General features: G+C 63.5%; 22 protein-coding genes and 1 pseudogene. 11 read left to right on the top strand and 12 right to left on the bottom strand.

Features of this window, described 5'->3' with window-relative positions; translation table 11 throughout:
- Positions 1-2 precede the first annotated feature (2 nt).
- The gene (locus tag J3A71_RS18610; protein WP_016486088.1) at positions 3-911 is read right to left on the bottom strand and encodes a LysR family transcriptional regulator; all 909 of its coding nucleotides are present in this window, start codon (positions 909-911) and stop codon (positions 3-5) included.
- A gap of 93 nt (positions 912-1,004) precedes the next feature.
- Between J3A71_RS18610 and J3A71_RS18605 the strand changes: the two genes are divergently transcribed.
- From J3A71_RS18605 to J3A71_RS18575, 7 genes are all read left to right on the top strand, one after another.
- Positions 1,005-1,952 (top strand): ketopantoate reductase family protein, encoded by a 948-nt coding sequence (locus tag J3A71_RS18605; protein ID WP_209953092.1) that lies wholly within the window; start codon positions 1,005-1,007, stop codon positions 1,950-1,952.
- Positions 1,949-2,347 (top strand): VOC family protein, encoded by a 399-nt coding sequence (locus J3A71_RS18600; RefSeq protein WP_016486090.1) that lies wholly within the window; start codon positions 1,949-1,951, stop codon positions 2,345-2,347. The genes J3A71_RS18605 and J3A71_RS18600 overlap by 4 nt, the downstream gene beginning before the upstream one ends.
- Entirely contained in the window at positions 2,344-2,799 is a 456-nt protein-coding gene (locus J3A71_RS18595) for a MaoC family dehydratase (RefSeq protein WP_095114868.1), read from the top strand. Before J3A71_RS18600 ends, J3A71_RS18595 begins: the two co-directional genes overlap by 4 nt.
- Positions 2,796-4,028, top strand: coding sequence for a CoA transferase (locus J3A71_RS18590; protein ID WP_023047296.1), 1,233 nt, complete (start codon positions 2,796-2,798; stop codon positions 4,026-4,028). Before J3A71_RS18595 ends, J3A71_RS18590 begins: the two co-directional genes overlap by 4 nt.
- Positions 4,025-4,843: a shikimate dehydrogenase gene (aroE, locus tag J3A71_RS18585; RefSeq protein ID WP_023047297.1), complete on the top strand. Its 819-nt coding sequence runs from the start codon at positions 4,025-4,027 to the stop codon at positions 4,841-4,843. The genes J3A71_RS18590 and aroE overlap by 4 nt, the downstream gene beginning before the upstream one ends.
- A gap of 3 nt (positions 4,844-4,846) precedes the next feature.
- Positions 4,847-5,284 carry a type II 3-dehydroquinate dehydratase gene (gene aroQ / locus J3A71_RS18580; RefSeq protein ID WP_023047298.1) on the top strand — a complete coding sequence of 146 codons (438 nt, stop codon included), beginning with the start codon at positions 4,847-4,849 and terminating at the stop codon, positions 5,282-5,284.
- A gap of 95 nt (positions 5,285-5,379) precedes the next feature.
- Positions 5,380-6,792 carry an MFS transporter gene (locus J3A71_RS18575; RefSeq protein ID WP_024717939.1) on the top strand — a complete coding sequence of 471 codons (1,413 nt, stop codon included), beginning with the start codon at positions 5,380-5,382 and terminating at the stop codon, positions 6,790-6,792.
- A 28-nt stretch (positions 6,793-6,820) separates the two neighbouring features.
- Here J3A71_RS18575 and J3A71_RS18570 read toward each other — a convergent pair whose 3' ends face one another.
- Positions 6,821-7,597 carry a LysR family transcriptional regulator gene (locus tag J3A71_RS18570; RefSeq protein ID WP_016486095.1) on the bottom strand — a complete coding sequence of 259 codons (777 nt, stop codon included), beginning with the start codon at positions 7,595-7,597 and terminating at the stop codon, positions 6,821-6,823.
- Positions 7,598-7,719: 122 nt separating this feature from the next.
- Between J3A71_RS18570 and J3A71_RS18565 the strand changes: the two genes are divergently transcribed.
- Positions 7,720-8,451: an SDR family oxidoreductase gene (locus J3A71_RS18565; protein WP_060516338.1), complete on the top strand. Its 732-nt coding sequence runs from the start codon at positions 7,720-7,722 to the stop codon at positions 8,449-8,451.
- Between the two features lie 48 nt (positions 8,452-8,499).
- On the opposite strand, the gene J3A71_RS18560 is transcribed toward J3A71_RS18565, so the two are convergent.
- The gene (locus tag J3A71_RS18560) at positions 8,500-10,005 is read right to left on the bottom strand and encodes a nucleobase:cation symporter-2 family protein (RefSeq protein ID WP_102667711.1); all 1,506 of its coding nucleotides are present in this window, start codon (positions 10,003-10,005) and stop codon (positions 8,500-8,502) included.
- 121 nt (positions 10,006-10,126) lie between these two features.
- Positions 10,127-11,500 (bottom strand): 8-oxoguanine deaminase, encoded by a 1,374-nt coding sequence (locus tag J3A71_RS18555; RefSeq protein WP_060516334.1) that lies wholly within the window; start codon positions 11,498-11,500, stop codon positions 10,127-10,129.
- 194 nt (positions 11,501-11,694) lie between these two features.
- Between J3A71_RS18555 and J3A71_RS18550 the strand changes: the two genes are divergently transcribed.
- Entirely contained in the window at positions 11,695-12,906 is a 1,212-nt protein-coding gene (locus tag J3A71_RS18550) for an MFS transporter (protein WP_096425913.1), read from the top strand.
- Here J3A71_RS18550 and J3A71_RS18545 read toward each other — a convergent pair.
- From J3A71_RS18545 to phnD, 6 genes and pseudogenes are all read right to left on the bottom strand, one after another.
- Positions 12,876-13,811: a LysR family transcriptional regulator gene (locus J3A71_RS18545; protein WP_095114875.1), complete on the bottom strand. Its 936-nt coding sequence runs from the start codon at positions 13,809-13,811 to the stop codon at positions 12,876-12,878. The two genes, J3A71_RS18550 and J3A71_RS18545, sit on opposite strands and share 31 nt — an antisense overlap.
- A gap of 207 nt (positions 13,812-14,018) precedes the next feature.
- Positions 14,019-14,186: pseudogene (locus tag J3A71_RS18540) on the bottom strand (LysR family transcriptional regulator); the annotation flags it as partial.
- A 128-nt stretch (positions 14,187-14,314) separates the two neighbouring features.
- Complete coding sequence (psrA, locus tag J3A71_RS18535; protein ID WP_023047304.1) at positions 14,315-15,424, bottom strand: iron-containing alcohol dehydrogenase PsrA; 1,110 nt, start codon at positions 15,422-15,424, stop codon at positions 14,315-14,317.
- Between the two features lie 193 nt (positions 15,425-15,617).
- A complete protein-coding gene (phnE, locus tag J3A71_RS18530; protein ID WP_016486103.1) occupies positions 15,618-16,436 on the bottom strand; it encodes a phosphonate ABC transporter, permease protein PhnE in 819 nt (272 codons plus the stop codon).
- Positions 16,433-17,233 (bottom strand): phosphonate ABC transporter ATP-binding protein, encoded by an 801-nt coding sequence (gene phnC / locus J3A71_RS18525; protein WP_060516328.1) that lies wholly within the window; start codon positions 17,231-17,233, stop codon positions 16,433-16,435. The genes phnE and phnC overlap by 4 nt, the downstream gene beginning before the upstream one ends.
- Entirely contained in the window at positions 17,230-18,099 is an 870-nt protein-coding gene (phnD, locus tag J3A71_RS18520) for a phosphonate ABC transporter substrate-binding protein (protein WP_096425915.1), read from the bottom strand. The genes phnC and phnD overlap by 4 nt, the downstream gene beginning before the upstream one ends.
- Before the next feature lie 112 nt (positions 18,100-18,211).
- On the opposite strand from phnD, the gene J3A71_RS18515 reads away from it, so the two are divergent.
- Positions 18,212-19,078: a LysR substrate-binding domain-containing protein gene (locus tag J3A71_RS18515; RefSeq protein ID WP_016486106.1), complete on the top strand. Its 867-nt coding sequence runs from the start codon at positions 18,212-18,214 to the stop codon at positions 19,076-19,078.
- A 31-nt stretch (positions 19,079-19,109) separates the two neighbouring features.
- Here the strand turns inward: J3A71_RS18515 and J3A71_RS18510 are convergent, their stop codons facing one another.
- Both J3A71_RS18510 and J3A71_RS18505 read right to left on the bottom strand, forming a co-directional pair.
- Entirely contained in the window at positions 19,110-20,690 is a 1,581-nt protein-coding gene (locus J3A71_RS18510; protein WP_096425916.1) for an aldehyde dehydrogenase (NADP(+)), read from the bottom strand.
- Positions 20,691-20,808: 118 nt separating this feature from the next.
- The gene (locus tag J3A71_RS18505) at positions 20,809-22,191 is read right to left on the bottom strand and encodes an APC family permease (protein ID WP_096425917.1); all 1,383 of its coding nucleotides are present in this window, start codon (positions 22,189-22,191) and stop codon (positions 20,809-20,811) included.
- Between the two features lie 282 nt (positions 22,192-22,473).
- On the opposite strand from J3A71_RS18505, the gene J3A71_RS18500 reads away from it, so the two are divergent.
- Positions 22,474-23,316, top strand: coding sequence for a helix-turn-helix transcriptional regulator (locus J3A71_RS18500; protein ID WP_016486109.1), 843 nt, complete (start codon positions 22,474-22,476; stop codon positions 23,314-23,316).
- The last annotated feature ends 39 nt before the right edge of the window (positions 23,317-23,355 follow it).

Here is a 23,355-nt window from a genome sequence, read left to right as displayed (position 1 = left end):
GATCAGGCCGATCGACCGAAAAGACCGTGGATCACTTCCCTGAGCCAGCGGTTGCCACTGTCTTGGTGATAGCGCGCATGCCAGTGCTGTTTCACGGTGAAGCCCTCCACAGCGAATGGGCAGTCGTGCACTTGCAGGTCGTGCATGTCGGCAAGGGTCTGGCCGATATGCCTTGGTAGGGTGGCGACCAGGTCGGTGCTGCCAACGATCATCCCCAGCCCCAGGAACGCCGGTAGATCCAGCACGATCCGGCGCTCTATACCCGCCCGGGCCAGCCCCGCCTCCAGCAACTTCTGGCCGGTGCCTGCGCTGATCTGTACATGGCCTTCGGCTTGGTAGCGGGCCACGTTCATGCCATGGGCGAGGCGCGGGTGCTGGCGATTGCTCAGGCACACCCAGTCCTGATCGAACAATACCTGCTGATACATCCCGCCTCCCAGCCAGGGCACAAAACCAATGGCCAGGTCGGCCTCGCCCGACTCCAGGGCACTTTCGCTATTGCCGTCGATGCGCGCCGCCTCCAGGCGAATGCCGGGGGCATGGCTGCGCAGGTAGTTGAGGATGCTCGGCAGCAAGGTGATATGGCTGGCATCGCTGACACACAGGCGAAAGTGTCTTTGCGCGGTGGCGGGTGTGAATTGCGGTTCCCACGCCGTCAGCCGACGCAGCGATTCGAGTACTTCGCGGCAGGGCCCGATCAACTGGTCGGCGCGCGGAGTCGGGGCCATGCCACCGGGGGTGCGGACAAATAACGGGTCGTTCAGTTGCTGACGCAGGCGGGCCAGCCAGATGCTGATGGTTGGCTGGCTTTGGCCCAGCTGCTCTGCGGCACGCGTAACGCTGCGGCAGTGATACAGCAGGTCGAACAGTTGCAGCAACTTGGGCTCGGGCAGGGCATCGGCGGCACTCATTATTGCAATTCTCAATAGGTGTATTGAGGCCATTGTATAGCCCGATCGGGAGACGCTGCATAAGGTAATCGCAAACCACAGGAGGTCTGCGATTTGAAAATCTGCATTCTGGGTGCCGGTGCCCTGGGCTGCGCTATTGACGCGGCGTTGAGTGAGGCCGGGCACCAAACCTGGCTGCTCAACCGTGGCCGTGAGCATGTCGAAGCCATCAACCTGCACGGTTTGCAAGTACAGGACGAACACGGCGAGCGGCAAGTACGTGTCAATGCCACCACCGCTGCCAACGACGTGGGCGTGGTTGACCTGGTCGTAGTGTTGGTGAAGTCGTTCCACACCGCTGAAGCGATGGGTGGTGCCACGGCCCTGCTCGGGCCGCAGACGCTGGTACTGTCGCTGCAGAACGGCCTCGGGCATGAAGACATTCTGGCCGAGGTCGTCGGTAGAGCGCGAGTACTGGCGGGCAAAACCTATGTCGGCGGTGTGTTGTTGGCACCGGGTTCGATCCGAGCTGGCGTGGCGGGTAAGCACACTTACATCGGTGAACTGGACGGGCAACTGACGCCTCGCGTGCAGGCCATCGCCGAGGCCTTCAATGCTGCGGGGCTGGCCACCACGGTCAGTGACAATATCCTCGGCACCATGTGGGACAAGTTACTGGTGAATGTCGCAACCGGCGCGCTCAGCGGTATCACCATGCTCAGTTATGGCCAGCTGTACAGCGAACCGTTGCTCGAGAGCACCGCCAAGGCTGCCGTGGCCGAGGCAATGGCCGTTGCACAACGGGCCGGTATCAGGCTGGGCCTTACCAGCCCAGATGCGGCATGGGCACTGGCCGCCGAGGGCCTGCCGGCAAGCTTCCGTACCTCGATGCTGCAGAGCCTGGAAAAAGGCTCGATCACCGAAATCGACTTCATCAACGGCTCCGTCGTGCGCTGGGGCCAGCGCCATGGCGTTGCCACCCCCGTCAACGCGACCTTGGTGGCCTGTATCAAGGGCATTGAACGCGCGATGGCCGATCACCAGAAAAGGGATAACCCATGAGCCAGCCGAAAGCCTACCTCGAACACGTTGCCTTCTGGGTGCGCGACATTCAGTGGCATATCCGTTTCTTCAACGAAGTGTGCGGTATGGCCCTGCGAGAAGCGCAGGGCGATGTCGAGCAGCCCACGCAATACTGGACGCTGGGCGGCCTGCAGTTCATTCACCAGCCTGACTTCGCCGGGCCGGAGGGGCGCATGGCCCACCTGGGCATCATGTGCGAGGACCTCGAAGCCGCCCTTGCCGCAGCCCAGCGCTTCGGCGTCAGCGAAATGCCTCAGGGCCGCAACTGGCTGCGCCTGCCGGACGGTCTGGCGGTTGAGTTCATCCAGGCCTCGCCGGCCACTTGCGTCGCCCAGGCACTGGCCATCGACCCGCGTGCGGAGGTATCGGCATGAGCGTAGTGGAGAAATTCTGGGACGATGCCCGCGAAGGCGATGAATGCCTCAGCCCCACCTACACGGTAACCCGCGAGCGCATCCTGGCTTACGCCGCCCTTACCGGCGACCACACCCCGGTCCATGTCGATGAGGAATACGCCAATGCCAGCCATTTCGGCTGCCTGGTCGCCCACGGCTTGTTCGGGTTGTCGATCGCCGATGGCTTGAAGACCCAATGCCAATACCGCTTCGTGCCAGGCATGTCGCTGGGTTGGATGTGGGATTTCGTACTGCCGATCAAGGTCAACGATGTGCTGCAGGTACGCATGCGCGTGGGGTCGATGCGTCCCAGCAAAAGTCGCCCGGGCTGGGGCATCGTGGTTCTGCCGTCGGAGCTGATCAACCAGAATGGCGAGGTCGTGCAGCGCGGTGAGCACCGCCTGATGGTGCCAAGGAGGGCAGAAGCATGAGCCAGGCGTTGCCTTTGGCGGGTATCCGCGTCATCGACTACAGCCACTTCCTCGCCGGCCCTTATGTGGGCCGCTGCCTGGCCGCGCTGGGTGCCGAGGTGATCAAGGTCGAACGGCCGGGCAGCGGCGATGCCGGGCGCCAGCATGCGTTTACCCTGGACGAGCAGCAGAGCGGCTACTTCCTGCAGTTGAACATGGGCAAGCAGGGCGTCAGCGTCAACATGAAGGACCCGCGTGGCAAAGCCTTCATGCAACGCCTGACCGATTCGGCCGACGTGTTCATCGAGAACTATCGTCCAGGTGCCCTGGACAAGCTTGGCCTTGGTTATGCCGAGCTGTCGGCGCGTAACCCGCGTCTGGTTTACTGCTCGATCTCCGCCTACGGCCACACCGGGCCTGATGCCCACCGCGCCGGCTTCGGGCTGATCGCCGAAGCCAAGAGCGGCATCATGCAGATGGTTGGCGTGCCGGGCGAAGCGCCGCCGTTGCTGCGCATTTCCCTTGGCGACATGTACACCGGTATCCATGCTGTAGCGGCGATCAACGCGGCGCTGCTGGGCAGGGTCAGCTCTGGACGCGGACAACATATCGACATGGCCCTGTACGACACGCTGGTGTCGATGCACGAGTATGCGGTGCAGTGCTACACGTTGTCGCAGGGCACAGTGCTACCCGAGCAGACCGGCCATGACATGCCGACCTCGACCCTGTATGGCGTCTTCCGCGCAGCCGATGGCGACCTGGTCATCGCCGCTCAGGTCGACGACGCCTGGCAGCGCTTCGCCGCCATGGTCGAGGCCAATGGCGGCCCGCCTGGGTTCGGTAGCGATGGCCGCTACCATAAGCTCAATGGCCGCAATGCACATCGCGAGGCGATTCTGGCGGTAGTCCGGGATTGGGTCGGCGTGCGTCGGGTCGCCGACATCTTGCAACTGCTCGATGGCATCGACATTCCCAGCGCCAAAGTGCAACGCATTGATGAAGTGCTGGCCGATCCGCAGATTCAGGCTCGCAACATGGTCATCGAACAGCAGCACCCGCGCTACGGCACCTTGCGCCTGCCCAATCTGCCGTTCCGCTTTTCTGACTGCGATACCACGATCCATCAGGTTGCCCCGGACCTTGGCCAGCACAATGCCGAGGTCGCTGCGGGGCTTGGCTTCAGTCCCGAAGAAATCACCGCCATGCAAGCGGCCGGTGTGCTGTTCACCCACGGAGATGCACGATGAGCGACCGCTATGCAGTGATTGGCCGACCGATCAACCACACTAAATCCCCGTTGATCCACGGCCTGTTTGCCCAGGCCAGCGGTCAGACCCTGGAGTACGGCGCGATCGAGGGCGAGCTCGAGGGTTTCGAGACCCAGGTGCTGCAATTTTGCAGTGCTGGCGGGCGGGGCATGAATATCACAGCGCCATTCAAGCTGCGCGCCTTCGAGCTTGCCGACCGGCGCAGCGAGCGGGCTGAGCTGGCGCGGGCGGCCAATGCGCTAAAGTTCGAGGATGGCCATATCTTCGCCGAGAACTTCGATGGCATCGGCTTGCTGCGGGATATCGAAGAGAACCTCGGTGAGCCGCTGCGCAACCGTCGGGTGCTGATGCTCGGCGCCGGTGGTGCGGTTCGTGGCGCGTTACTGCCCTTCCTGCAGGCTGGGCCCAGCGAGCTGGTACTTGCCAATCGCGACATGAGCAAAGCCTTGGTGCTGCGCAACGAGCTGGATCACCCAAGGTTGCGTATCAGCCGTTACGAAGCGCTGGAAGGGCAAACGTTCGACATCGTGATCAATGCCACTTCTGCCAGCCTTGTCGGTGAACAGCCGCCGTTACCTGGCGGGGTACTTGGCGGCACGCGGCTGGCCTACGAACTGGCGTATGGCAAAGGCCTCACGCCTTTCCTGCGCCTGGCCGGGGAGCGGGGTGTGACGCACCTGGCCGACGGCGTGGGCATGCTGGTCGAACAGGCGGCAGAAGCGTTTGCCTGGTGGCGCGGGGTGCGGCCCGATACGCGTGCGGTGATTGATCGCCTGACGATCCCGCTGGAGTAAGGCATGGTCGCCAATGTCCTGATGCTGCACGGCATCAACCACAACATGTTCGGCAAACGCGACCCGCGCCAGTACGGTACGGCCACGCTGGCCGATATCGACCAGGCCTTGCGTGCGCTGGGCGAGGAACTGGGGGCGCGGGTCGAGAGCTTCCAGACCAACTTTGAAGGCGCCATGTGCGAGCGAATCCACCAGGCGTTTGAAGAACGGGTGGATGCGGTGCTGATCAATGCCGGGGCGTGGACGCATTACAGCTATGGTATTCGCGACGCACTGGCCATTCTCGAAGCGCCGGTGGTAGAAGTACATATGTCCAATATCCATGCCAGGGAGCCGTTCCGGCACCATTCGGTGTTTGCCGACGTGGTGCGGGGGCAGATCTGTGGCTTTGGCGTAGAGACCTACCTGCTGGCGTTGCGTGCGGCCATGCGCATGCTTTGAGCCAAGGCATCGACTTTTGTGGGCGTGGGCATGTCCGTGCCCACAGGGTGCGCTCAAAAGCCCATGATGCATCACCGACCCGAAGGAGCTCTACCGTGTCTAGCCCGGCAGTGACCAATACCTCCCGCCACGCTACCTGCATTGCCTTGCTGGTCGCTATCACCTTCTTCATGGAAAACCTCGACGCCACCGTGATTGCCACGGCACTGCCGCAAATGGCCAGTGACTTCGGTGAAAGCGCGGTCAGCCTGAATATCGGCATCAGTGCCTACTTGCTGGCCGTTGCGGTGTTCATCCCACTCAGTGGCTGGGTGGCCGACCGTTATGGCCCGCGACGGGTTTTTGCTGGCGCCATCGGGCTGTTTACCGTGGCTTCGTTGCTGTGCGGTATGGCCCCCAGCCTGGAAACCTTTGTCGGGGCTCGGGTACTGCAGGGCATTGGAGGTGCGCTGATGGTGCCGGTGGGCCGGTTGGTGGTGCTGCGCACAACCGAGAAAAAAGACCTGGTGAGAATGCTCGCGGTAATCACCTGGCCTGGCCTGGTGGCGCCAGTATTGGGCCCACCGCTTGGCGGCCTGATCGTCACGCATTGGTCGTGGCCCTGGATCTTTTACCTGAACATCCCCCTCGGGTTGCTGGCCATTGCGGCGGCCTGGCTACTGATTCCTGATGCGCGGTCAGCTGAAAAGCGCCGCTTCGACACGCTGGGGTTCGTTTGCCTGGCGTCGGCATGTGCAGCGTGGCTGGTCGGCCTGGAAATGCTTGGCTCTCTGGCGGGGGGTAGCCTGGGCGCCGGGCTGGCACTGGTGTCGCTGGGCGGCTTGCTTACCTGGTTGGCGATTCGCCATTGTCAGCGGCATCCATCGCCGCTTTTGCCACTGGATACCTTGTCTATCCCCACGTTCAGGGTCAGCATCGTGGGTGGGACCTTGTTCCGCCTCTCGATCAGTGCCTTGCCGTTCCTTATCCCGTTGCTGCTGCAGATTGGTTTCGGCTTGTCGCCGGTGGATGCCGGGCTGCTAGTACTGGCGATCTTCGCTGGCAACCTGGCGATGAAGCCGTTTACCACCGGCTTGCTGCGCCGCTATGGTTTCCGCCGCGTGTTGCTGGTCAACGGGCTGATTGGCGTTGGTTGCATTCTGGCTTGCCTGGGCTTGCAGCAAGGCATGCCGTGGTACGGGATGGCTGTGGTGTTGTTCGTGGGCGGGCTTTCGCGCTCGATGCAGTTCACCACCTACAACGCCGTCGGCTTTGCCGAAGTGCCCAAGCAGCAGATGGGCGAGGCGTCGACGTTATTCAGCATGTGCTTCCAGCTGGCGATGGCGTTGGGTGTTGCGGTGGTGGCATTGCTGCTGCGTGTGGCGATGATGGTGCGGGGCGGCGAAGGCGGGTTGACGGTCAGCGACTTCCACTGGGCGTTGATTGGCGTTGCCTTGATTGCCTGTGTGGCGTTGGCCGATGCCATTCGCTTGCCGCGCAACGCCGGGGAACAGGTGCTGCGCACCTGAGACCAGCGACAGGGCCGGTACCGGTCACTCAACCCTGCAAGGCATCGCGCAACTGAATGACGCCGTCAAGCGTCAGCGCCTGGGCCGAGTAGCACAGGCCGATACGCCGGCGCAGGTCGAGCTGCGGCATTGGCTCGATGCGCACACCGCGGTGTTCGGTGGCAAGTGACTCCGGCACGATCGCGGCACCCACGCCTGCGGCAACCAGCTCCAAAGCCAGGGCAAAGGTGTCTGCTTCTGCGACCAGAATACCGCTGTAGAAAGGTTGCAGGCGCTGATGGCTGGGCTGTGCAGGGCAGGTGACCCAGCGCGCTTGAGTAGTTGTTGTTTGGTGCGCAACCGCGAGCACGAACGGGTCGCTGTGCAGCGGCAGAAACAACTCATCTTCACAGCGCAGTTCTTCGCTGGCCAGCCGCACCTCGCCCATGCAGCCGCTCACCAGTTGCAGGCGCACCGGGGGCTGAATGCCCGCCGCTGCCAGCACCACCTGGCCCAGCACAGCGGCACTCACGTCCTGCTCCACACCGATCTGCAACGGCGCACGTTCACGATCGCCTTTGAAACGGCCGAGCAGGCGGTTGGCGTCGGCGACCATGCGCTGCGCTTCGGGGTACAGCGCGCGGGCATCCTCGGTCACCTCGACGCCGCGGGCCTGGCGCACGAACAGCGTGGTGCCCAGCGCCTGCTCCAGTGCCCTGATGCTACCGGAAAGCGCCGGTTGGCTGAGGTGTATCGAACGCGCGGCGGCGGTGATGTTGCGTTCTTCGAACACGGCGATGAAGGCGCGAAGCTGGCGATAATCCATGAGGTACCCATAAGTGATGCCGATGGCTGCGAAAAGAATTTCCCATTTTTCGCAAGAAAAAGCAGCTTTTATACTTGCTCTACTTCTAACCCATAGGCAAATCGGATAACAGGATGGCGACCATGACCCACACCCATAAACCTTTGGTAGTCATTACCGGTGCCAGCTCCGGCATCGGCCTGGCCACCGCCAAGCTGCTGTCCAGCCGTGGCCACGCCCTGTTGCTGCTGTCCCGCCGTCTGGCACCCATGCAACAACTGCAGCTGCCCAACAGCCTGGCGCTGGCGGTCGATGTCACCGACCGCGCGGCTGTGCTGGCAGCCGTTGCTGAAGCCGAGACGCGCTTCGGCCCGGTAGACGCGATCATCAACAATGCCGGCGTGATGCTGCTGGGCAATATCGCTACCCAGGACCCAGAGCAGTGGGACCGTATGCTCGACGTCAACGTGCGTGGCCTGCTCAACGGGATCCATGCGGTCGCCAGTGGCATGGTCGAGCGCAGGCAGGGCACCATCATCAACGTGAGTTCCGTGGCCGGGCGCAAGGCCTTCCCCAACCATGTCGCCTACGTCGGGACCAAGTTCGCCGTAACCGGCCTGTCGGAAAACCTGCGTGAAGAACTGGCCCCGAGCAACGTGCGGGTAATCACCATCGAGCCGGGCGCAGTCGACACCGAACTGCTCAGCCACACGACCGATGCCGCCATCAAGGCAGGCTACAACGACTGGAAGCAGGAGATGGGCGGGGTGCTCACGGCCGAGACCATTGCCGAGACCATCGGTTTCGCCTATGGCCAGCCGCAGTCCGTGTGCATCCGCGAAATCGTGGTGTGCGCTACCCGCCAGCAGCAATGACTGGCCCGATCGCGACATAAGGCCGCGCCAGGCTTTAGAGATGTGCTGTCAGTGCATGTGCGCCACTGGCACCTTGACCGGTTTCAAATGCCCCTCATCAGGCTCCATGATCGGCACCTCGTTGCCATGGCGGTCATACAGCTTGCCATCACGAAACACATCACCTTCATTCAGCCCGGCGATATCCCGGTAGCGCAGGGTGCGTTCGCTGGCAGCGACAAAGACCGACTGTTGGTCGGAGTTGCCGGCGCGCAGGTGGTTGAACAGCAAGTTGAGCAGAATCGCCATGATCGCCGCCGAGCTGATGCCGGAGTGGAAAATGGTCTCGAACCAGGTCGGGAAGTGGTGATAGAAGCCCGGCGCCGCGATCGGGATCATGCCAAAGCCGATCGAGGTGGCGACAATGATCAGGTTCATGTTGTTGCGGTAGTCCACCTGGGCCAGGGTGCGGATGCCGCTGGCTGCGACCGTGCCGAACAGCACCAGCCCGGCACCACCGAGTACGGCGGTAGGTACCGCGGCCACCAGTCTGCCCATGACCGGCAGCAGCCCCAGCGTGACCAGGATCAGGCCGGCGCTGGCCACCACGTAGCGGCTCTTGACCCCTGTCACGGCGACCAGGCCGACGTTCTGCGCGAAGGCACTTTGCGTGAACGAGCCGAACAACGGTGCCAAGGCGCTGGAGATCATGTCGGCCCGCAGGCCATTGCCCAGCCGCTTGGAGTCCACCGGGGTGCCGATGATTTCACCTACGGCCAGGATGTCTGCCGAAGTCTCCACCATGGTCACCACAATGACGATAAGCATCGACAGTATCGCTGCTACCTGGAACTGCGGGGCGCCAAAGTGCAGCACTTCGGGCATGGCCACCCACGGCCCTTGCAGCGCCTGGGAGAAATCGGCCATGCCGGTGGCCATCGCGACCAGCGTGCCGATCACGATTGCCAGCAAGATCGACAGGCGCGACAGGCTGGCACTGCCCAGCTTGCTCAGCAGCAGTACCGAGGCCAGGGTGAACGCCGCCAGGCCGATGTTTGCCGGGCTGCCGAAGTCGGCGGCCTGGCTGTTGCCGCCCATGGCCCAGCGCGCGGTAACCGGCATCAGGGTCAGGCCGATGGTGGTGATGACGATGCCTGTCACCAGCGGTGGGAAGTACTTGATGATGCGCGAGAACAGCGGCGTGATCAGCAGGCCGACCAGTGATGACACGATTACCGCGCCGAACACCACCTGCATGCCGCCGGTGCCGTCATTGCCGATGATCGCAACCATGGTGGCGACGCTGGCAAAGGAAACCCCCTGCACCAGCGGCAAGCGGCAGCCGAAGAAGGGAATGCCCAAGGTCTGCAGCAATGTCGCCAGGCCACCGGCGAACAACGAGGCTGCAATCAGCAGGCCGACATCGTTAGCGCTGAGGCCTGCGGCCTGGCCGATGATCAGCGGTACGGCGATCATGCCGCCGTACATGGTCAGCACATGTTGCAGGCCATAGGCCAGGTTGGCGCCCACGCCGAGGTTCTCGTCTTCGGGACGAGGGGAAGCGGGAGAAGTCATGGTGAGTAGCTCGCTTTATTGTTTTATGCGTCTAACAGCACGGTCTCAGTCGCATTCGTTGAGTTTTGAGTGGGAGGCGTGGGCTACTGCAACCGGTCTTGGCCGCAGCAGCCCGGGTCCATCAGTTGCCGCTGACCAACTGGTGTGCAAGCTGGTTGTGGCGCTCCAGCACGCGTGGCAGGTCGACGGTGGCCAACTGGCCGTCTTTCACCACGACGCGGCCGTTGATCACGCTGGTGTGCACCTGGGTCGGGGTGCAGAACACCAGTGCCGCCAGCGGGTCGTGGTGGCCACCGGCATAGGCGACGTGGCCGAGGTCGAAGGCGACGAAGTCGGCGACCATGCCCGGGGCCAGGGCGCCGATGTCGTTGCGGTTGAGCACCTTGGCGCCGCCGAGGGTGGCGATTTCCAGTGCTTCGCGGGCGGTCATGGCGTCGGGGCCGAAGCCTACCCGCTGCAGCAGCAGGGCCTGGCGCACTTCACCGATCATGCTGGCGCCGTCGTTGGAGGCAGAGCCGTCGACCCCAAGGCCCACCGGTACGCCGTGGTCGCGCATCTTGCGTATCGGGGCAATGCCCGAGGCCAGGCGCATGTTCGAGCATGGGCAGTGGGCGACGCCGGTGCCGGTGCGGGCGAACAGCTCGATGCCGTGCTGGTCGAGCTGCACGCAGTGGGCATGCCATACGTCGTGACCGACCCAGCCGAGGTCCTCGGCGTACTCGGCAGGGGTCATGCCGAACTTTTCGCGGCTGTAGGCGATGTCGTTCACGTTCTCAGCCAAGTGAGTGTGCAGCGACACGCCATAGTGGCGTGCCAGCACGGCGGCTTCGCGCATCAGGTCACGGCTGACCGAGAAGGGTGAGCAGGGTGCTACCACGATGCGGCGCATCGAGCCGTGGCTGGCATCGTGGTAGTCCTCGATCAGGCGTTGGGATTCCTTGAGGATGTCAGCTTCCTTTTCCACCACCGCGTCCGGCGGCAGGCCGCCCTGGCTCTGGCCCACGCTCATGCTGCCGCGCGCGGCGTGGAAGCGCATGCCGATCTCGGCGGCGGCGTGGATGCTGTCGTCCAGCTTGCAGCCGTTGGGGTAGATGTACAGGTGGTCGCTGGAGGTGGTGCAGCCCGACAGGATCAGTTCGGCCATGGCGGTCTGGGTCGACACCGCGATCATCTCAGGGGTCAGGCGCGCCCAGATCGGGTACAGGTTGGTCAGCCAGTTGAACAGCTCACCGTCCTGGGCTGCCGGCACCACGCGAGTGAGGCTCTGATACATGTGGTGGTGGGTGTTGACCAGGCCTGGGATGACCACTTTGCCGGCCATGTCGAGGACCACGTCGGCCTGTTGTGGCAGGGTGTCGGTGGGGCCGACCTGGGTGATCAGGTTGTCTTCGATGTACAGGCCGCCATTCTTGATCTCGCGGCGTTCGCCGTCCATGGTGACCAGAAGTGCGGCGTTTTTGACGAGGAGGGTTTTCTTACCGGTTGCAGATAACATGGCTTAAGCCCGTTGCAATACGCCTTGGCGATTACCGAGGTCGTAGGCGAGGGATAATGTAATCAGGAAACCTGTAAGTTGTATACATTCAACTGCAATTGATGATCTTGATTCATTCAATTCGTGAAAAATAACCAAAAATAGGAATTTTATTTACCAATAGACTGGCAGCATCTTTTCTGGAGCCTGTTTTGATGTCTGCTTTTGAACCCCGCCTTGGGGCTACTGCCACTGGCCGTACTGCTGCAATCAGCGTCGCGATCCTTGCCTTTTCGGCCTTTTTGATCGTCACCACCGAGTTCCTGATTGTCGGCTTGTTGCCCGCGCTCAGCCAGGACCTGGGGGTTTCCATTTCGATGGCGGGCCAGTTGGTCACGCTGTTTGCCTTTACTGTGATGCTAGCCGGCCCATTCCTGACGGCGGCATTGGCGCACCTGGACCGCAAGCGGTTATTCATCACCATTCTGCTGGTATTTGCCGCAGCCAATGCATTGGCTGCGGCCTCGACCAGTTTCTGGGTGCTGGCCATCGCGCGGGTCGTGCCGGCACTGGCGTTGCCGGTGTTCTGGGGCACGGCCAGTGAAACGGCCGGCCAGTTGGCCGAGCCTGATAAAGCAGGGCAAGCCATTTCCAAGGTGTACCTGGGCATCTCGGCGGCGATGTTGCTGGGTATTCCGCTGGGCACCGTGGCGTCCAATGTCGTGGGTTGGCGTGGCGCATTCTGGGTACTGGCCGCCCTGTCGTTGCTGATGGCACTGGCCATGTGGGTGTGGATGCCGCACGTTGCACGCGCGGCAAAAGTCGACTTCATGCAGCAGGCACGTATTTTCAAAGAGCGCTTTTTCCTCGCCAATGTGCTGCTTTCGGTGGTGGTGTTCACCGCGATGTTCACAGGCTACAGCTACCTGGCCGAGCTGCTGCAGCGGGTGGCGGGTGTACCACCCGCGCACACCGGTTGGTGGCTGATGGGCTTTGGCGCGGTGGGCCTGCTCGGCAACTGGATGGGTGGGCGGGCCGTGGACCGTTCACCGCTCAGGGCGACGGCGCTGTTTCTGGTGCTGCTGGCCATCGGCATGGCGGCAATCGTGCCGTTGGCCCATGCAGGTCTGGTGTTCTGCCTGGCACTGGGGGTGTGGGGTGTGGCCAACACGGCGCTGTACCCCGTCAGCCAGGTGCGGGTGATGGGTGCTGTAACGCATGCCCAAGCCTTGGCCGGTAGCACCAATGTGTCCGCGGCCAATGCGGGGATTGGCTTGGGCGCTGTACTCGGTGGCTTGACCATCCCTGGCCTGGGTATCGAATACCTGGGCTATGTTGCCGCAGGCGTGGCGCTGGTAGCGCTGGGGCTTGTGCCGCTGGTCGCCAGCCTTGCGCATCAGCGCGCATCGCTTGCCCGCGTACCATGAGGCGTCAGCCGAGGCAGCAGGTAGTCCAGCAGCGCGCGGACCTTGGGTAGCCCCTCGCGGCTTTTGAGCCACACCAGGTTCATCGGCAGGCCGTCGGTGGCCAGCGCGGGCAACACTTCGACCAGGCGCCCTTGATCGAGGTGTTGCTGGGTCAGCCAGGTAGGTAGCTGGCCAATGCCATGACCGGCCAGCACCGCTGCAACTTCCCCTTCGCCGTCGCCTACCGCGATGCGCGGCTGTACGGTGCGGCGTTCCATTTCGCCAGCTTGGCGGCCCTTGAAGAACCAGGGGCTGACCCTGCCGTCGGTATGCCCGTAGCCGACGCAGTGGTGGTGTTCAAGGTCGCGTTCGTCTTGCGGTACGCCGTGCTTTTCCAGGTAGGCGGGTGCGGCACAGAACATCAGGCGCTGGGCGCCAAAATACTGGTGGCCGAGCGCCGCCGGCCAGGCATCCGGGCCACCGATGCGCACCACGATATCGATGCCCTCGTGTACCGGGTCGACAAAGCGGTCAGAAAACGACACGTGCGGCTGCAGCAAAGGGTGCAGGCGAATGAAGTCAAGGATCAGCGGCAGCACATGCAGGCGGCCGTATGAGGCTGGCAGTTCTATGCGGACTTTGCCATGGGGTTCGTTGTCGCGGTTGACCAGCGCGTGCTCGACCTCTTCCAGGTCGGCCAGGACCGAGGTGCAGGTGCGGTAGAAGATGACGCCAGCCTCGCTGAGCGACAAGGTGCGTGTGGTGCGGTTGAACAGGCGTGCCCCCAGGCGGGCCTCGAGCCGGGCCACGCTTTTGCTGATGGCCGAACTGGTGAGGCTGAGCCGCTCTGCGGCTGCCGTGAAGCTGCCCAGATCAGCGACGGCAACGAATACATCAATGCCTTTGAGGCGTTCGGAGGAGTGCATGACCGGCCTTTTTGATGAATTTATTTCCATTGTCAGTGGAGCATATTGAATGCTGACAAGGAAATTTCATCAATGGCGTATGTGTATCAGCCCTTCGTGCAGCAGCAGGTTTGCCCGCGAAACAGATGACGCGTTGTTCGCAGGCAAACCGGGCCATGCCGTCAGGTTCAACTGCCCTGCGGCATTTCTCCACGCGCCAGCCCGGTTAACCACGGCCAGAATCGGGTAGTTGCGGTAAAGCCGGGTGCTCAGGCGCTGGTCGAACTCCAACAGGGCCAAGATGGCCAAGTCGATGTCGAAGTTGTACACCCGCTCCAGTGTCCCGGCTTCGCTGCCGAACGACGTCTCCAGTTCGATTTGCGGGTAGCGCGCCATTGCGCGAGGCGAAACGGCATTGTGCTGTGCAGCGCGCCAGTCAGGGTTTGTGCACGGTTCATGACGGTTTCCTTTTGTTCTCTGGCGCCGGCCCACGGGGCACGGCGAGTCGGCACTCTTGAAAGGTGCTACAGGAAAAACGCGAAATGTCCGGCGGCTTGCGCGCCGATGAAATTGCGCCCGCGGGCGCCCTGCATTGCGGCGTCGATCATCGCCTCGGCCTCGGCGGCTGTCACGCCATAGTCTGCAAATTCAGTGCGCACGCCCAGCTGATGGAGAAATGCTCGCAAGCGCTGTTGGGCCGCTGCCAGGTCGCGGCCGAAGGCCTTCTGCAAGGTCTGGTCACGCTCGGCATCACGGCCCCAGGCCAGGCCCAGCACCAACGGCAGGGTGAAGGAGCAGGCGATGCCGTGGGGCAGGCCATGGCGCAAGGTCATTTCGTAGGAAATGGAGTGAGCCAAAGCGGTCTTGGTGTTGGAAAAGGCTAGCCCGGCCTTCAGTGCAGCCAACGCCATGCGTGCCCGCAGCTCGCGGTTGCCCAGGTCCTGCTGCAGGCGTGGCAGGCAGTCGAGAATATCGTCGATGGCCGACAGGGCGAAGGTGTCGGAAAGCGGATTGGCGTTGTGGTTCCAGATCGATTCCAGCGCGTGGGACAAGGCATCCAGCCCGGTGGATACCGTCACCCCGGCCGGGACGCTGAGCATCAGTTCCGGGTCGATCAGCGCCACGCTGGGCCATGTACAGGTCAGGTGCAGCGAGTACTTCTTCTGCTGGCCGGCGTCCCACAAGGTGGCCCATGGCGTCACCTCGCTGCCGGTGCCAGCGGTGGTGGGTGCTGCTACCAGGGTCTTGTGTCGCGCCGGGGTGAACGGTTTGCCGCTGGCCAGCAGCTCGAGCAGTTCATCGAAGTGGCCAGAAGCGGTACCGACGATCAGCGCCTTTGCGGTATCGATGGCGCTGCCTCCGCCCAGCGCCAGCACCGTATCGCAGTCGCCGTGCCGTGCCCAGAACGCTTCGTGCACACCCCGCAGCCAGGCGACATCCGGGTTGGGTTGCACCTTGTCGATCACACACACCAGTCGCTCGCCCAGCAGGCTGCGTACCCGCGCGACCAGTCCGAGCTGTTCGGCCTCGGGGAAGGTGACCAGGGCGACCTTGCCGGGGCAGTGTTGGGCGATCTGATCCAGGCTGCCACCGCCAAAAATGGTGGTGACCGGGTTGTGGAAGCAGGCAGGCATGGGCAGTTCCTTATTGTTGTTGGAAGGTGCAGCCATGCTCGTCGGCGGGCAGGTTTCGATCCAATCGATTGATTGCAGGGGGCTATCGGTTGAGCCGATAGCTGGTGCAAGGGGCATGGGCTTGAACTCCAGGCATGGTCTGCCCGTCGCGCGCCAACCGGGCGCACGCGGCAAGGGGTGGTTGGGCGACGCGTCAGTGGCGGGCGTTGCCCTGAATGGCGTGCCGCAGGCGGTTGGAGAGCAGATCGGCGAGCACCACCATCAGGGTGATGACCAAGATGCAAGTGGCGGTTTCCTGGTACTTGAACAGCTTCAGGCTGCTGACCAGTTCGAAGCCCAGGCCACCGGCACCGACCATGCCCAGCACCGTAGCCGAACGCAGGTTCACCTCGAAGCGATACAGCACCACGGCGATCCAGGCGGTGATCACTTGCGGCAGCACGCCAAAGGCGATCACCTGCAGTGGCCGCGCACCGGTGGCCTGTAGCGCTTCAATGGGCCCTTGGTCGATTTCCTCGATGCTTTCGGCAAAGAACTTGCCGAGCATGCCCACACCATGCAGCGCCAGGGCCAGCACGCCAGGAAAGGGTCCCAGGCCTACCGCCGAGACAAACACCAGGGCCAGGATCAGCTCGTTGATGCTGCGAATCACGTTCAGCAGCTGCCGGGTGCCCTGGTACAGCCAGCGGTTGCCATGCAGGTTACGCGCGGCCAGAAAGCCCAGCGGCACGGCGAGCACGATCCCCAGCAGGGTGCCCCACAGCGCGATCTGCAGGGTTTCCAGGGCCGGGCGCCACAGACTGGGCATTATGCTCAGGTCTGGCGGCAGCGAGCGGCCAAGGAAATCCCCGATCTGTGGCAGCCCGTTGGCCAGCTCGCCCCAGCTTAGCTGTGCCCCTTCAGCGCTCCACTGCAGCACCAGGACGATCGCCACTAACAGCGCGCCAGTGCCCAGCCAGCCACGGGCGCGAGTGGGTGTGTTGACCAGCCATTGATGGCTCTGCGTGTTCATGCCGAGGCTCCTGTGCCCGTGGCCAGCATTGGCCGTGGTGCAGCCATTGCCTGCGCAGGCTCATTGGCTGATGGGGTGTGATAGATGTGCTGCAGTGCGGCTTCGTCCAACTGACCGGGTTGGCCGTCGAATACCAGGCGCCCGTTGGCCAGGCCGACGATGCGGTCGGCGAATGCCCGCGCCAGTTCCACCTGGTGCAGGTTGCACACCACGGTAATGCCGAGCGTGCGGCTGGTTTCGCGCAGGTACTGCATCACCACATGTGCGGTGTTCGGGTCGAGGCTGGCCACCGGTTCGTCGGCCAAAATCACCTGTGGTCGCTGGGCGAGCGCACGGGCGATACCCACCCGCTGCATCTGCCCGCCAGACAGCGCATCGGTGCGCGACCCGGCCTTGTGCTCAAGCTCGACCCGGCGCAGGCAATCAAGGGCCAGTGTCACGTCGTCACGGCGGAACAGCTGCAACAGCGAGGCGAGGGTGCTGCAGTGGCCAAGACGGCCGGTCAGCACGTTCTTGAGCACCGACAGCCGCGGCACCACGTTGTGATGCTGGAAGATCATCGCGACCTGCCGGCGCAGCGCGCGTTGGTCGGCTGCACGCATGGCGTTTACCCCGGCCACTTGCAGCTCCCCGGTGTCGGCCTGGGCCAGCCGGTTCATGCAGCGCAGCAGGGTCGACTTGCCGGCGCCGGACTGGCCGAGGATCACCACGAATTCACCGGCCTGAACATCCAGATCGATGCCGCGCAGTACCGGGTTGTCGGCGTAGCCCTTGGTCAGCTGGCGGATGCGGATCATTTCAGGCTCCGCAGGTCGAGGTCGAGCACTTTGGCGGTGTCACGAACCACGTTGTAGGCCGCGTCAGTGGTCGGCTGGAAGCCATTGAGCATGCCTTGGTCGCCCCATGGCACGTCCTTGATCCCGGCAAAGGCGGTGCGCAGTTTGGCCTGCAGTTCGGGGTCGAGGTTGTTGCGCCAGACCATCGGTGACTCGGGAATGTCCGGTGAGGTCCACACCACCTGGAAGTCCTGTTGCTGAACCTGCCCGTTGTTCACAGCCCCGGCCAGGATACGGTCGGCCACGGCCGCCGCATCAACTTTGCGGTTTGCCACGGCGAGAATGCTGGCATCGTGCGAGCCGGAGAAGATCACCCGTGAGAACAGGGTTTTCGGATCATGGCCAGCGTGCTCCAGGCCGGCCTTGGGGAACAGGTGGCCGGAGGCCGAGCTGGGGTCGACGAAGGCGAAGGTGTGGCCCTTGAGGTCGTCGAGCGTACGAATGCCGCTGTCCCGGCGGGCGATGATCAGGCTGTGGTAGGCGCTGCTGGCGGTCTTTTTGGTCACCGCCACGGCAAAGGCTTCGGCCCCCGCGACCTGGTTGGCCAGTACGTAGGAAAACGGGCCGAAATAGGCGACGTCCAGCTTGCCGGCGCGCAGGGCTTCGATCACCCCGTTGTAGTCAGTCGCGACGAATGGCTTGACCGGCATGCCCAGGCGCGCCTGCAACTGGTCGAGCACCTGCTGGCTGCTCTTGATCATGGCCTGGGAGTCTTCCGACGGGATCAGGCCGACGGTCAGCACCTGCTGCGCCTGCACGGCGGGGGCGAGCAGCAGTGGCAGCAGGGCGAGGCGGGCACAGCGCAACAGTTTCGGGAAGGGCGTCATGGCAGTACCGGAGTGGTTGTTGTCGGTAGCGCCAACGTTAGGGCTGTCATGTGACAGTCACAGCATCAATTCAATATGCGTTTGGCCAGCCAACCATTCAAAGGATCTATGGATGTCTACCGCTCGCCTGCGCACCTTTCTTGCCGTGGCCCGGCACGCCAGCTTCAGCGCTGGGGCCAGGGCCATCGGCCTCAGCCAGCCGACCGCGACCAACCAGATCCAGGGGCTGGAACGCGAATTTGATGTCGAGTTGTTCCACCGCCGCGGTCGGCGCATCGAGCTGACCGCAGTTGGCCGTGCCTTGCTGCCCATTGCCCAGCAGATGTCGATGCTCGAAGCCGAGGCGACCAGCCTGCTGCGCGACAGTGGCCAGCTCAACCGGGGTGAGCTGAAGATCGGTGCAGTGGGGCCGTTTCATGTGATCGAAATGGTCGACCGCTACCGGCAGGCGTACCCACAGATCGACGTGTCCATCCGCGTGGGCAACTCGGCGTCAGTGCTGGCCGACCTGCAGGGCTATGTGACCGATATCGGTGTGTTGGCGGGGCTGCACCATGACCCGGCGTTTGTCGCACAACGTTATGCCAGGCACCCGGTCATCCTGTTCGCCCGCGCCGATCACCCCTTCGCCCGCCACGATCAGGTGCCGCTGCAAGCGCTGCAGGGGCAGCCGTTGCTGCGCCGTGAGCAGGGTTCGACTACGCGGCTGGCGCTGGACAACGCGCTGGAAGCGGCGCAGGTAACACCGCGCATCGCCATGGAAATCGGCAGCCGCGAGGCGCTGCGCGAGGCGGTGATCCGTGGCATCGGCATTGGTGCGGTGTCCGAGGCGGAATACATTGCCGACCCGCGCTTGAAGGTGATCCGCATTGCGCACGACCCGGTGTACACAGAGACTTACCTGTATTGCCTGGCGGATCGGCAGTGCAGCCAGGTCATTGCGTCGTTTCAGCGTTGCCTGCAAGCCTGGCACGGCTAGGTTGCACCGTGCCTGCTCAGCATCCGCCGTGTCACACCGCGTCGCGGCTGTTCACGCCATCGAGCAAGCGCGCAATCCCCAGCGGGTTACCGTTTTTCAACGCATCCGGCAGCAGTGCATCGGGGTAGTTCTGGAAGCACACCGGGCGCAGGAAGCGGTCGATGGCCAAGGTACCGACCGAGGTGCCGCGTGCGTCGGAGGTGGCCGGGTAAGGCCCGCCATGCACCATCGCATCCGACACCTCCACCCCGGTCGGGTAGCCGTTGAGCAGCAGGCGCCCGGCCTTGCGCTCCAGCAGCGGCACCAGCGAGGCATAGGCCGCCAGGTCGTCAGGCTCGGCAATCAGGGTGGCGGTCAGCTGGCCCTGCAGGTGGTTCAGCGCTTCGGCCAGTTGCTTGGCATCGGCGACCTCCACCACTACGGTGGTGGGGCCGAACACTTCTTCCTGCAGCAGCGGGTCGCCGTTCAGCAGCAGGCTTACGTCTGCCTTGAACAGCTGCGGCTGGGCCTGGTTGCCGGTGTGTGGCTGCCCGGCCAGGTGCTGGATACCCGGGTGCGCCAGCAGATGCTGTACACCGTTCTGGTAGCTGCGCAGGGTGCCGGCGTTGAGCATGGTCTGCGGGCCTTGGTCGGCCATGCGTGCAGCCAGCGTTTGCACGAAATGCTCGAACCGCGGCGACCGGATGCCCACCACCAGGCCTGGGTTGGTGCAGAACTGCCCGCAGCCCATCACCACCGAGGCGGCCAGTTCGCCGGCTATTTGCTCGCCACGGGCTTGCAGCGCCTGGGGCAGTACGATCACCGGGTTGATGCTGCTCATTTCGGCAAACACCGGAATTGGCTGCGGGCGTGCTGCCGCCATGTCGCACAGGGCGCGGCCACCGCGCAGCGAGCCGGTAAAACCGACCGCCTGAATGGCCGGGTGCTTGACCAGCGCCTCGCCCACACCGGCACCGTAGATCAGGTTGAACACGCCTGCCGGCACGCCGCTGCTGGCTACTGCGCGGTCAATGGCGGCAGCCACATGGGCGGCAGTGAGCATGTGCCCGCTGTGTGCCTTGAATACCACCGGGCAGCCAGCGGCCAGCGCCGAGGCGGTGTCACCGCCAGCGGTGGAGAACGCCAGCGGGAAGTTGCTAGCGCCGAACACGGCCACCGGGCCCACGCCGATTCGGTACTGGCGCAAGTCCGGGCGCGGCAGCGGGGTACGCTGGGGCAGGGCACGGTCGATGCGTGCGGCGTAGAAATCGCCACGGCGAACCACCTCGGCAAACAGCCGCAGCTGGTTGCTGGTGCGGCTGCGTTCGCCACGGATGCGGGCTTCGGGCAGCGCGGTTTCGCGCATCACATGCTGGATGAAATCGTCACCCAGTGCGTCCAGCTCGTTGGCAATGGCGTCGAGGAAGGCGGAACGCTGGGCCGGGCTGGTGCTGCGGTAAGCCGGGTAGGCGGCCTCGGCGGCCTGCACGGCGGCCTCTACTTCGTCGCCGGTCGCCTGGTGGAAGGCGTATGGCAGCGGCTCACCGGTGCGGGCGTCGACGCTGTTCAGCAGTACGTCACCGTTGCCGCTGAGTTGGCCGGCGATATGGTTTAGGCGATGTTCGATGGACATTTCGTTTCCCGTTGGCAATGACAGTCGTTGCGCTGAGACTGTAGGGCGCGAACGGGGGGCTGAATAATGATTAATGCGGATCGGGTGATAACGACCAGTTATCACCCCGAGTTTTGCGTCACTCCGCCATCTGCAACTCCGGCAGCTTCACCCGGAACGCGCGAGTCAGCCCCATCAGCACCACCAGGCCCATGCCCATCCAGCACAGGCCGATAGTGAACGACAGGCTGGTCAGGCTGCTCCACAGCCACAGCGTGCTGAGAAAGCCCAGACCAGGAATGGCACCATATAGCAGGTAGTTGCGGCCACCGCGCAGTTTCTGGTCGACCAGATAGTGCTTGACCACCGCCAGGTTCACCGCCGAGAAGGCGAACAGCGCGCCAAAGCTGATCATGTTGGCCACGGTGTCGAGGGTGATCACCAAGGCGATCAGCGACAGCAGGCTGACCACCAGGATGGCGGTGGCCGGCACGCGCTTTTTCGTCATCAGTTGGCCGAACGCCCGCGGCAATGCGCCGTCGCGGCCCATGGCGAACAGCACGCGTGACACGCTGGCCTGGGACACCATGGCCGAGGCGAAGCAGCCGGCCACGTAGGTGGCAGTGAAAGCGGTTACCAGCAGTTCGCCGCCGACACGGCGCATCACATCCACAGAGGCCGAATCCGGGTCAACGAAGCTGCCCCAGTCTGGGAACACCATCTGCGCGCAGTACGACACCACCAGGAACAGCAAGCCACCGATCAGCGAAACGGCCAGGATCGCCACCGGTATGCGGTAGGTCGGGTTGGTCGTTTCTTCGGCCATGGTCGAGACGGCGTCGAACCCCAGGAAAGACAGGCACAGCACCGCGGCGCCGGTCATGATCAGCGGCGCGCTGAAGCCTTCGTGGTGGAAGGGCGCCAGCAGCGATACCGGCTCCGCCTGTCCGCTGAGCTTCAGAATGGACAGGGCGACAAACACAATGATGAACACCAGTTGCATGACCACCAGGATCCAGTTCACCCGGGTGATGGACTCGATGCCGATCAGGTTGAGGAAAGTGACCAGGGCGATGGAGCCTGCCACCCACACCCAGGCGTGAATGGCCGGAAAGTACTCCGACATGTAGATGCCGATCAGCAGGTAGCTGAGCAGCGGCAGGAATATATAGTCGAGCAGCAGTGTCCAGCCGGTAATGAAGCCGATATGGCTGCCGAAGGCCTTGCGCGTGTAGGTGTAGACCGAGCCGGAGTAGGGGTGGGCCTGGACCATGCGGCCATAGCTGTAGGCGGTCAGCAGCATGGCGGCAAGGGTGAGCAGGTAGGCGGTGGGCAGGTGCCCTTTGGTCATCTGGGTGACCAGCCCGTACGTGGTGAATACGGCCAGGGGCACCATGTAGGCCAGGCCGAACAGTACCAGGGCAGTCAGCCCCATGGACTTGCGGAAACGGCCGGTATTGGCGCCGGGGTGCGCGGCGGGGTCATGGGCGGGGCTATGGGCTGTACTTGTTGTTGTATGCATTGCTAACTCCTGGAAAAGGATGCAGGACACCGCAGTACGCGAGCAGGCTCGTTACCGGTGGGTGAAGTGCAAGGAGGTCGAGCGGAAGGCTCGCAGCGCTGGGGCGGGTTGATGCTCCCACACCCTGCAGGTACCCGGAATCACCCTTTGGGGTGAGCGGGAACAGCCCTTGCCCGGCTCACCCCAAAGGGTGATTTCGGCGGCGGCGGTGGCGTGGGAGTATCTGGTCAACAACGCACCGCACTGGCGGCGGTGTCACTGAATAGGAACGGCAGGCCCACAGTGACTAATCAATTGCTTTCAGAACAGTGGTTCGAGCACCTGGCCAAGGTCACCGAGGCAATCGGCCGGCCGGGCTTTGCCGCCAACCTGTTTGCCGCACTTGGCGTGATCCGGCCGATTCAGGCGACCACGGTGTACCTGTACCCGCACGACGGCATGCCTTGTGCGCTGTTCGAGCAGGACGACAAGGCACCCTGGCAGCCCGAGGGCAATGTCAGCCGCTACTTGTCTGGCTTTTACTTGCTCGACCCGTTCTACGGTGCCTGTGTGGAGCAGGTAGCGTCGGGGTGCTATGGGTTGTTCGAAGTGGCACCCGACCATTTCGAGGTCAGCGAGTACTACCAGTCGTTCTACCGCCACTCGCACCTGGAGGATGAGCTCAACTACATCTTGCAGGTCGCGCCGGGGCAGAGCCTGGCGGTGTCGCTGGCGTTTACCGACAAGCTGGATGCGCACACCCGCGAGCTGTTCGGGCGTATCACGCCCTGGGTGCTGGCGGTGCTGAGCAAGCACTTCGCCGGCCTGGACAGCCGTACCGGGCGCTTCGAGAACATCCTCGAACAACGCATCCACGCCGCGCTGAACAACTTCGGCAGCTCGCTGCTGACCGAGCGTGAGTGCCGTATCGCCCAGCTGATCCTGCGTGGCCACTCGACCAGGTCGCTGGCCGAGCGCCTGGGGGTGTCGGAAGACACCATCAAGTCGCACCGCAAGAACGTCTACGCCAAGCTCGACATCGGCACCCAGTCCGAGCTGTTCTCCCTGTTCATCGACGCGCTGGCCAATGCCCAGGGCGTGCTGGGCAAGGACCCGCTGGAAAGCTACATGGGCAAGCTGCGCTGAGCGCCAGCCACCCTGCAACCCCACCGCAAAGGAAAACCA

It is taken from the genome of Pseudomonas sp. PvP089 (assembly GCF_017875165.1).
Classification (GTDB): domain Bacteria; phylum Pseudomonadota; class Gammaproteobacteria; order Pseudomonadales; family Pseudomonadaceae; genus Aquipseudomonas; species Aquipseudomonas fortuita.
The sequence above is the reverse complement of the archived record's forward strand: the minus strand, read 5'-3'. Positions and strand labels throughout refer to the sequence as shown.